This window comes from Soonwooa sp., from assembly GCF_030151385.1.
Classification (GTDB): domain Bacteria; phylum Bacteroidota; class Bacteroidia; order Flavobacteriales; family Weeksellaceae; genus Soonwooa.
Genome location: NZ_JASLDS010000066.1, coordinates 1 through 7,884 on the forward strand (window position 1 = coordinate 1; position 7,884 = coordinate 7,884).

At 34.3% G+C, this 7,884-nt stretch carries 6 protein-coding genes and 1 tRNA gene; 1 reads left to right on the forward strand and 6 read right to left on the reverse strand.

All coding sequences use genetic code 11. The features are described 5' to 3' along the window. Positions 1-81: 81 nt before the first annotated feature. From gldL to Q1V95_RS12590, 5 genes are all read right to left on the reverse strand, one after another. Entirely contained in the window at positions 82-762 is a 681-nt protein-coding gene (gldL, locus tag Q1V95_RS12570; RefSeq protein WP_300674529.1) for a gliding motility protein GldL, read from the reverse strand. 46 nt (positions 763-808) lie between these two features. Further along, a complete protein-coding gene (gldK, locus tag Q1V95_RS12575; RefSeq protein ID WP_300674531.1) occupies positions 809-2,236 on the reverse strand; it encodes a gliding motility lipoprotein GldK in 1,428 nt (475 codons plus the stop codon). A gap of 103 nt (positions 2,237-2,339) precedes the next feature. Next, a complete protein-coding gene (gene glmS / locus Q1V95_RS12580; RefSeq protein WP_300674534.1) occupies positions 2,340-4,193 on the reverse strand; it encodes a glutamine--fructose-6-phosphate transaminase (isomerizing) in 1,854 nt (617 codons plus the stop codon). 32 nt (positions 4,194-4,225) lie between these two features. After that, a complete protein-coding gene (locus Q1V95_RS12585) occupies positions 4,226-5,791 on the reverse strand; it encodes a DUF4270 domain-containing protein (protein WP_300674536.1) in 1,566 nt (521 codons plus the stop codon). Between the two features lie 15 nt (positions 5,792-5,806). Further along, on the reverse strand, positions 5,807-6,577 hold the full coding sequence (locus Q1V95_RS12590) for a glycogen/starch synthase (RefSeq protein ID WP_300674538.1): 771 nt from the start codon (positions 6,575-6,577) through the stop codon (positions 5,807-5,809). 224 nt (positions 6,578-6,801) lie between these two features. On the opposite strand from Q1V95_RS12590, the gene panC reads away from it, so the two are divergent. Continuing rightward, positions 6,802-7,650, forward strand: coding sequence for a pantoate--beta-alanine ligase (gene panC, locus Q1V95_RS12595; protein WP_300674541.1), 849 nt, complete (start codon positions 6,802-6,804; stop codon positions 7,648-7,650). A 120-nt stretch (positions 7,651-7,770) separates the two neighbouring features. Here the strand turns inward: panC and Q1V95_RS12600 are convergent. Then, a tRNA-Lys gene (locus Q1V95_RS12600) sits at positions 7,771-7,843 on the reverse strand. Positions 7,844-7,884 lie beyond the last annotated feature (41 nt).

A 7,884-nucleotide genomic window follows, 5' to 3' on the forward strand; every position in this document is an offset into this window, starting at 1 on the left:
AATCATCTTCTGACGAGGCGTCTGTTTTCCTTGTGCCATTTTTAAAAAATTTTAATAATTAATAAATAAATGAACTGGAAATTAAGACTTCATAGCAGATAGCATTCCGCCGTATACTCTATTAAGACTAGATAAGTTAGAAGTTAAACCTTGTAATTCTTCGTTGAATTTCTCAGATTGCTCTGCAGATTTCTGGATATCTTCAACATATTTTTTACTGAATTCTGACTGCTTTTTACCATGCTCTAATTGTAGTGCATAAAGTGCATTCATACTTTCTAGGTGACTAGCAGCAAGATTCATTTGTTCGTTATATTTGTGTGTAGATGCTCCAACATCAACTGTTTGGTTGATTTGATCTACTGAAGCTCCGAATTTCTCGATACCTCCTCTTAATCTTTCGAACATACCAACATCAAGCTTAGCATCAGCAAGCATTTTGTCTAATTTATCAGAAAGAGAAAGTTCTAATTCTTTATTCTCCGCAATTTGATTAACGACTTTTCTTGGTTTTCTTTCCGCAGATTCGTCTAAAAGCTCAGGATAAACATTTTCCCAATGGTAAGATTCTTCAGACTTTGGTGGATCAAATGCAAATACGATAAATACAATCGCTTCCATAATAAGGCCTGCTGCTAAGGCAACGTTACCTGTAATAGGACCAAGACTCCAGTGAGTCATTTTAAATAATGCTCCCAAGATAACAATCGCTGCGCCAATTGAATAAAAGAAATTCATTCTGGCATCTTTAGTTTTAAACATGCGTTTTAATAAGTTTTTAGTTAGTAATAGTTAGTTTATTGTTTGTTTATTTAGTCGATTTTGACTTGAACTTTGCAGAGCCTTGTGCAATATCTTGTACAGTTCTGAAGCCAATGTAACTTCTAGCAGAATCTTTTCTCTCCCAGTCTCTGTAACCTGTCATCAATAGATAACCAGCATCTTTCCAAGAACCTCCACGAACCGTTTTCTTGATCTCACGATAAGCTTGGTTTGATAAATTAGGATTTAAAGTAGAAGAGAATTGATAAGCAGCATTGCTAAAAGGAGACTCTGTCCACTCAGAAACGTTACCAGCCATATCATATAGACCATAGCCATTTCTAGGGAATTTTTTAACTGGCGCTGTATAAACGTAGTTTCCTTTCTTTTCGTCCTCTATATAGTTACCTCTTTTGGGTTTGAAGTTTGCTAAATAACAACCTCTATCATCCTGAAGATTAGGACCTCCCCAAGGATAAGTTGCATTTTCAACACCACCTTTTGCTGCATATTCCCACTCCGCTTCTGTTGGTAGACGGAAACTCATAGGCTTTTGTAGCTTCTTCTTTTGACTGTAATTAAAATCTGTTTTTCTTTTTGTTTTGTAGTTACAAAATGCTCTTGCCTGATCCCAAGTTACACCAACTACAGGATATTGCTTATAAGCTTGATGCCAAAAATATTGATCAAATAATGGTTCATTGTAAGCATAGTTAAAGTCTTTTACCCAAACAGTTGTATCCGGATATACTTTAATACTTTCTTTTTTTAGATAAGATGCATCTCTAGCTTTGTCTTTAACTGCTGAAGCAACATCTTCCCATTGATAAGAATACATCAATTTGTTAGCATCAATTAATCTCTCATTATTGATTCTCTTGTCTGGAGCAATGTACATAGATTCTAAAACCTCTGCATATTGTTCATCAGGGTAAGCAGACGTATTCCAATGTAATGGCACTTTCCAATCCAATTTCTTAGATTCATCATAACCATCTCTTCCTCCTTGAGATTCTAAATATGATTGATAAGGAGTAACATTATCTCCTCCTTTTTTCGCAAGGTAAGCATAGTCAGAAATCCCTGTACCAGTAGAACTATCAGAACCTCCTGTACCAGCAGCCTCAGCTAAAAGTGTTCTAGCAATCGAATCTCTAACATAGTTAATAAATTCTCTATACTGTCCGTTGGTAACTTCTGTTTCGTCCATAAAGAATGAAGATACAGTTACCGTTTTCGGATTAGCCTTTTCCGGCATGTTGGTAAAGTCCATATCCGTCATACCCATAACATATGAGCCACCAGGAATTGGCACCATTCCATAAGGTCTAACTGCAGTAAAAGTTTTTGCTGATTTTGATGGAATCAACTCACCTTTTGTTTTTGCACCTGGTCTACCTGCAGACTTTCCTCCTCCTTTGGAACAAGAAATAACTGCTGCAGATGATAATAATATAAGAAATATCCTTTTCATTCTCTATTCAGAAATTAAGCGGTAAATATATAATTTTTTTTAAAACTACTATTACTTTTCCTTAACGCATTTTTATTATTAATATTGTTTTGAAAAACAATTTTTATTCAACTGTTACTGATTTTGCAAGATTTCTTGGTTGATCAACATTTGCACCACGATATACAGCAATGTAATATGACAATAATTGTAATGGAATTGCAGCTACGATTGGTGAGAAACATTCTAAAGTTTCTGGCATTTCGATAACGTGATCGGCCATTGCTGCAACTTGTATGTCACCTTTGTTAACAACAGCAATAACTTGTCCTTTTCTAGCTTTAATTTCTTGCACATTACTTACAATCTTATCATAATGACCTTGTTTTGGCGCAATGATAACAATTGGCATATTTTCGTCAATTAAGGCAATAGGACCATGCTTCATTTCAGCAGCGGGATAACCTTCTGCATGGATATAAGAAATTTCTTTAAGTTTAAGAGCACCTTCCAAAGCAGACGGGAAATTATATCCTCTACCTAAATACAAGAAGTTGGTTGCATCAACATATTGTTTAGCAATTTCCTTCGCAACATCATGTGAAGATTTAAGAACTTCTTCAACTTTTGTAGGGATAGCGTCTAATTCTGCAATAAGTTGCATAAATTCTGCATTACCAAGATTTCCGTTGTGCTTTCCTAATTTTAAAGCAATTAACGAAAGAATAGTTAATTGTGCCGTAAATGCTTTTGTCGAAGCAACACCAATTTCTGGTCCTGCATGAGTGTAAGATCCAGCATCTGTAACTCTCGCAATTGAAGAGTCAACTACATTACAAATACCATATACGAAAGCTCCTTTTTCTTTTGCTAATTTGATTGCGGCCATTGTATCGGCTGTTTCACCAGATTGTGAAATTGCAATAACAACATCTTTAGGACCAATAATTGGATTTCTATATCTAAATTCCGAAGCATATTCCACCTCAACAGGAATTCTTGCAAACTCTTCAATTAGATATTCACCAATAAGACCTGCATGCCAAGATGTACCACAAGCAATAATGATAATTCTTTCTGCTTTATTGATGCGCTCTAGGTGATCCCAGATACCTGCCATTTTGATAATACCTTCATTAACAAGAAGACGACCTCTCATTGTATCGAGAATAGATTTTGGTTGTTCAAAAATCTCTTTTAGCATGAAATGTTCGTAACCACCCTTTTCGATTTGTTCAAGATTCAATCGTAATTCTTGGACTGCTGGTTCAACTTTTTCATTGTCTTTAATGGTAAAAATATTAACCCCTTTATCCAAAGAAATAGTTGCCATGTGACCTTCTTCTAAGTACACAGCTTCTTTTGTAAACTCAACAAAAGGTGAAGCATCAGAAGCGATGAAGAATTCTTTATCTCCAAGACCAATTGCCAAAGGAGATCCTAGTCTTGCAACAATTAATTCACCAGGAAAATCTTCGTGCATCACTGTAATTGCGTAAGCACCATAAACTTCGTTAAGCGAAGCTCTAACTGCTGCTGCAAAATCCCAGTCTGGATTTTTATCTGTAAAATATTGGATAAGATTTACCAAAACTTCTGTATCAGTTTCTGAATGGAATTCGAATCCATTAGCAACCAACATTGTTTTAATAGTATCATAGTTTTCAATAATACCATTATGGATTAAAGCAATTTTGCCGTTATTAGAAATATGCGGATGCGAGTTACGATCACTAGGAACACCATGTGTTGCCCAACGCGTATGCCCCATTCCGATATGCGAAGTCCCACGCAAAGACTCTGAAATATGCTCTAAATCATCAACTTTACCCTTAGTCTTTTTAACTTCAAAATTATTATTTTTATCATCAAGCACAATACCTGCACTATCATAACCTCTATATTCTAGACGTCTTAGACCGCTAATAACGATATCATAAGCATCTCTAAAACCTGTGTATCCAACAATTCCGCACATACTATTTATGTTTTTATATTTGTGTTATTAATTTATTTAATTTGTTTTTGAGCATAAGAAACTCTCAATTGCACATTTTGCGATTTACTATCAAGCACAGCACCAATTTTGCTAGGATCTGTACCAACAAATACTATTCTGTTAGGCGTATAGGCTCTATCTGTGTAATCAACACCTAGAAGTGCTCCTGTTGAAGAATTTGTCAAGTATGACCCCAAGTTCAAAACCAAATCTTTTGAATCTTGACCTTGCTCGACAATATCCTTCAATGTTTTTGTAATTGTGAAATCATAGTAGGCAGAATCTTTATCAAGATCATATGCTTTAACCAATGAATAGGTTGTATTAGCCAAAGTAGACATATCACTTAAAAACTCAGTAGCATCTTTTTGCTTCACTGTAAAGTAAGTAGGTTTTGCATAAGAGTTTTTCCAAAGATTTGTATCTGTATACACTCTAATTTTTGCTGTAACAATTCCTGCTTTATCATTTTTGAATTGATCTCTCAATTGAGCAATTGTCTGTGCTGGAATTTTAATTCCAAAACCACTTCCTCCCATACCTTGAGCAAAAATAGTTGGCTGCCCTGCTTCAGTAATATTTGCTATCGCATCAGCATAAGGTGTATTTGCACGATTATATTCAATCTGATTAAAATGAGCATTAATTCCTGCTAAACTTAAAGCCACCACTTGTACATCACTTCTTGTAACAGTACCATCAGCAGCTGTCACATCATTTTTATAATATAACTTGATATCAACTGTTGTAGGTGTGAATCTAAAAATGTAACCATCTGTCTCATCAACTGAAATCTGAATTCCTTTGAAATAACGAATAAAGTTTGCAGCATTTGCTAATTCTGGTTGTTTACTTTTCGCCACAATTTTATTTTGGAAGAAGTCTTTATCCATTGGAATTCTAAGACCAGCTTCTCTATTTAACAATTCTGACCCGTCAGATTTTTTAGTAACAACAACCGAATTGATATTGCCATCAAATTCTTTTGAACCAATTACATTTCCATTAAGAGCCACTGCTTTGTTTGATAAAACATTATCACCATAAGCACCTAAAAAGTCTGTAACTTCTCTTACTTTGATATTGAATTTTGTTTTATCATTCCCGATTTTAGACTTACCATATTTGATAACTGGATAAGTATTTACAACTTTTATTGCATCAACATCACCAACCGGATATTTATAAGTATCGTTAGTTGTTGTTGTTAGCGAATCTGATTGATAAAGTGGTACAATTGTCATAACAACAGAATCCACAACTGCATTTGTTCCAAAATCAAAAGCGTCACTTGGCATTCTCACCTGACTCACATAACTTGACTTTTGCATTCCAAAAACAGGCTCGGTAAAAGCACCTAAAGTTGCATATCCTAATTGGCTAGCATCTGTTCTTATAACATCGCCATTATTAATATTATAAGCGACAATTCCAAAAGCTTTCTCAAAACCTTGCGCACTATTTCCGTCTAACAATTGTTCTCCAAGATTATCAAGATCTGACTCACAACTTACTGCAGCAAAAGCTAACACCAAAGCACTTCCTAATGTAATTAGGCTTTTTAATTTATTTATCATTGTTGTTTTTTCGATTTAATATAGCTGCGAAATTGCATCAACATTTAGATAATCTGACTTTTCAGCCGATGCTTTACCATAAGCAGCTTCCAAAGATTCTACTAAAAACTCGTCTCCCTTAACAATAGCATCTACATAATCCATACTATCATTAACAAATCCTAAGAAACTTGGATTATCTAACGACGAAAGTTCTGTAATATTATCAAAAGTTAAGATTTCCTTACTATTGCTAGAAAGCTCAGAATTCTCTTCATTATAAAGCGACAATACCAGCTTGGTATCGTTGAAATAAGAATCGTCTTTATAATATGTTTTTAAATAAATTGGAATAAGAGACGCCATCCATCCATTAATATGGATTACATCAGGCACCCAGTTAAGTTTTTTGATTGTTTCGATAACACCACGAGCAAAGAAAACTGCTCTTTCGTTATTATCTTCAAAAGCTTTTCCTTCGTCATCAAAATACAACTGCTTTCTTTTGAAATACTCTTCGTTATCGATAAAGTACACCTGAAGTCTTTCTCCTGGTAAAGAAGCCACTTTAATAATTAAAGGTTGATCTAGATCATTGATGATGATATTCATCCCAGAAAGTCTAATCACCTCGTGTAATTGGAATTTTCTTTCACTAATTTGTCCAAACCTTGGCATGAAAACCCTCACATCGTTACCTTCTTGATGCATTTTCAGAGCCATCTGGTGGACCATGTTACCCATGTTAGAATCTTCATGGTAAGGATACATCTCCGTTGTAACGTACAAAATCTTTTGATTCGGCATAATATATTTTATTGTCTAAAAAGTATAAACACTTTATTTTGCAAAATTACAAAAATTTATCTCAATTGTTTTATTTTAAAACTTTTTAGCAAAATTTAGCATACTTCAAGATTGATACCATCAGAAAATCAAGCCTATAAGCCAAAATTTTATAAATTTTTAACAAATAAAAAACATTCGTACAGATACATTTTATAATTTTACATTCAATTTTAATACAGAATATGAAAGTCCTAAATAACAGAGCCGAGCTGGAACAATTTGTCTCTGATGTAAAACAACAAAACAAAACCATTGGCTTCGCACCAACGATGGGCGCATTGCACGATGGGCACCTTTCGCTTTATGAAATTGCAAAAAAAGAAAATGACATCGTCATTTCTTCAATTTTCGTAAATCCAACACAGTTTAACAATCCTGAAGATTTAGAAAAGTATCCTAGAACTGTGGAAAAAGATATCGAAAAACTTAAAGATTCAAAATTAGTTGACGCAGTCTACATTCCTTCAGTACAAGATATATATCCAGAAACTTTAGAAAGTAAGCATTATAACTTCAATGGTTTGGAAAACGAAATGGAAGGCGCGGCACGACCAGGACACTTCGATGGCGTTGGAACAGTTATCGAAAGATTATTTGAACAAGTAAAACCTGATAATGCCTATTTCGGCGAAAAAGACTTTCAACAATTAAAAATAATTGAAACTTTAGTTAAGAACTTAGATCTTCCTGTAAAAATCCATGGTGTTAAAATCCACAGACAAGACGATGGTCTAGCTATGAGTTCTCGAAATGTCCGTCTTAGCGAAGAAGAACGAAAAGCTTCAACTATCATTTATCAAACTTTAAAAAAAGTAAATGATTGGTTCCGCATAATAACTATTCCTGAAATTAAAAAACGTGTGGAAGAAATTTTTGAAAACCAAAAAGGAATGGAACTCGAATATTTTTTAATTGCTGATGAAGAAACCTTGAAAGAAACTGACTTTTTCTACAAGGACAAAAACTTTCGCGCCTTTATTGTAGTTAATGTAGATAAAGTAAGATTAATTGACAATATGCATCTGGAATAGTTCCAGATGTTTTTTTTTGCAATAGGTACAAAAACATAGAAGCCTCCTTATTCAGGAGGCTTCTAAACACCAAATCACAAAATATTAATATGAAAAAAAATTTACTATGAGGTAAATTTGTGACCCGGCTGGGATTCGAACCCAGGACCCATACATTAAAAGTGTATTGCTCTACCAGCTGAGCTACCGAGTCTTGAATAATTGCTTATTCTAGTTTTTTGCTTGTGCCTGCGA